The sequence below is a fragment of the Moorena sp. SIO1F2 genome, from assembly GCF_010672755.1.
Lineage (GTDB): Bacteria > Cyanobacteriota > Cyanobacteriia > Cyanobacteriales > Coleofasciculaceae > Moorena.
Window position 1 is genome coordinate 1 of sequence record NZ_JAAHFV010000598.1, and the last position, 2,139, is coordinate 2,139.

Here is a 2,139-nt window from a genome sequence, read left to right on the forward strand (position 1 = left end):
TTAGCAACGGGAGGAGGAGTAATACCTTTGACTCCAATTTGATCTAACATCCTCACACAATAACTGCCAGCTGTACAATAGGGAACTCCGGCCAGATTCCTCTGGAAAAACAGCAGCTGATTGTATCGATTCTGATTGACTCTCTGACCCAATGCTGACAACACTCCATCGCGGCTACTCACATCTGTCGATACCAAGTCATTTTCCCTAAGTAGAAGGTAATGGTCGATAAGCTAAATCCCAATCGGTGTCTAGTGATCTCCTATTCCATATCGAGTCTAGGTTTGACCTTAACCAGGGTGCCATTCTCCCGCTTGTTAATTGAATTGTGTGATCAACAATTGCCTGTTTGGTCTCCATCGCCTTTTCTTTCACCTCTTCTGGCACCTTCTCGCCAAATTTCCCTTAATTATTCCCTAAATTCTTTCAATATAGAATGTCTGGTTGCTCAAATCCCAGAGTATAGACTTTTTTTCCCTCCCTTTTGGTAATGGGTCATGAGTAATGGTCCTAGGATTACCGATTACCCCGAGCCAATGACCCGACAATCGAATGTGGCATCCCTTTTCAAGAAAGGGTATCAGAACCTGCCCAACCTCTGGCTGCCCCTTGCCTGTTCCCTCAGAGCACACAACCTCCTTCGCTTTCGCGTCCTACCGCGCACCGGAGCCGCGCTTCGCATCTATGGGTCGCAAGCGGTTTATCAAAAAATGGCTAAACTGTTAGGCATTAAAAATGCCTAACAGCTTACGATACTAGGATTCATATCCACGCTTAATGCTGATAGATTAATGCTTATTTTAAAGACTTTATTTTCGTCAATAACTCGTTTTTTATTATAGTTTTATTTTGCCGTTTTATCCATGTAATTCATCCTTACTTTTACTTGCTTTTTAAATAAACGCTCTAATTTTTTTTTAATTAATTGGTTAACTTTGTCGATATTTTTGGTAGTTTTTTTTGCTTCTTTTTTTGGATCTTGAAGTTTATTTTTGTCGAGTTTTATTACCAATTCTAAAGCTTCTTTGTGTTGGTTAATTTCTTCTACAACTATTTTTCGTTCTTGTTCAGCCTCTGTTCTTGCTGCTTGAGTCTCTTCTCTTAACTTAAGTTGTTCGGTATCCTTATACAAGGGGGTAGGGTTAATCCCATATACCATTAGGATTTGAAGATTTTTTCTGGCGGTCATGAATTTTTTGCTAGCGGCTACTATGCCTCTACTTAGACAAAAAGAAGCTGTGGAAAAAATTATGGCTACAACAAAAGCAATAACCGGTATTAACTGATCTACTGCTCCGGATTCGTTGCTGACTAATACGGCTTGGAAATTCAAAAATATATCTCCTAAGAGCACCAGCCAAATTATAGATAATCCATTAGTTAATGGTAAAGGTATCTTAATTTTTTTGCTAATAATTCCAGACCCATCTACTATGGAGGTTATGGGTAAAGCACCTGTTACCAATAAACTGAGTAAATTCTTAGTCTCAATTCCAAATATTTTATCACCCTTTGACAGAGCAAGTCTTTCCCCAAACGAGTAATCTAATAGAGCAAACTGTCCAAAACTAGAAATGATTAAAAGTGCTAAAAATATCAAAATTATTAAGACTTGAAGTCTTTTTTCTCTGCGATACCAATCTTCAAGCTTTTCTCGATATTCCGGCTTTTCAATATAGTTTTCAGACTTGGTAGTTGCTGGTTCAAATTCAGTCATATCTCATCACATCAGTTGATTAAGTAGAGTAGTGTCTAGGTCTGGTTAGTTTACTCTTTTCCGGTGAAGCATTTGGAGCCTAGCGCTACGCGCAAGTCAGAAGTTAGAAGTCAGAAGTCAAAAGTAAGCTAGGACTAGGTTTCGGAGTTTAGAAATGTTAAACATCTTAATGCGTAGTGCTATAGCTTTGGTTTTACCTATAATTTGTCGTCCAAATCCCCAAACTCATACTAGTCCTAAACGTTATAATTTTTTTAAATCCTCCGGTATTTCGCAATAGGTATACTCTGAACTAGGAGTATATTTTTTGAGGTATTCTCCATCCAGTATTGACTCAAAATAATTATTAAGATGTATTCCGCCAATATCATCTATCTGGTTTAATTCTTTTTGAATTTCATGTTTAACAGTTTTTCCATCAC

General features: G+C 37.8%; 3 protein-coding genes. 1 reads left to right on the forward strand and 2 read right to left on the reverse strand.

Translation table 11 applies throughout. The annotated features are described in order from the left end of the window. Positions 1-197 (reverse strand): hypothetical protein (locus tag F6J94_RS33230; protein ID WP_293048070.1); only part of this gene is annotated, 197 nt, incomplete at its 3' end. Between the two features lie 300 nt (positions 198-497). Between F6J94_RS33230 and F6J94_RS33235 the strand changes: the two genes are divergently transcribed. Beyond that, complete coding sequence (locus F6J94_RS33235) at positions 498-743, forward strand: hypothetical protein (RefSeq protein WP_293048072.1); 246 nt, start codon at positions 498-500, stop codon at positions 741-743. A 101-nt stretch (positions 744-844) separates the two neighbouring features. Here the strand turns inward: F6J94_RS33235 and F6J94_RS33240 are convergent, their stop codons facing one another. Then, positions 845-1,717 (reverse strand): hypothetical protein, encoded by an 873-nt coding sequence (locus F6J94_RS33240; protein ID WP_293048075.1) that lies wholly within the window; start codon positions 1,715-1,717, stop codon positions 845-847. Positions 1,718-2,139 lie beyond the last annotated feature (422 nt).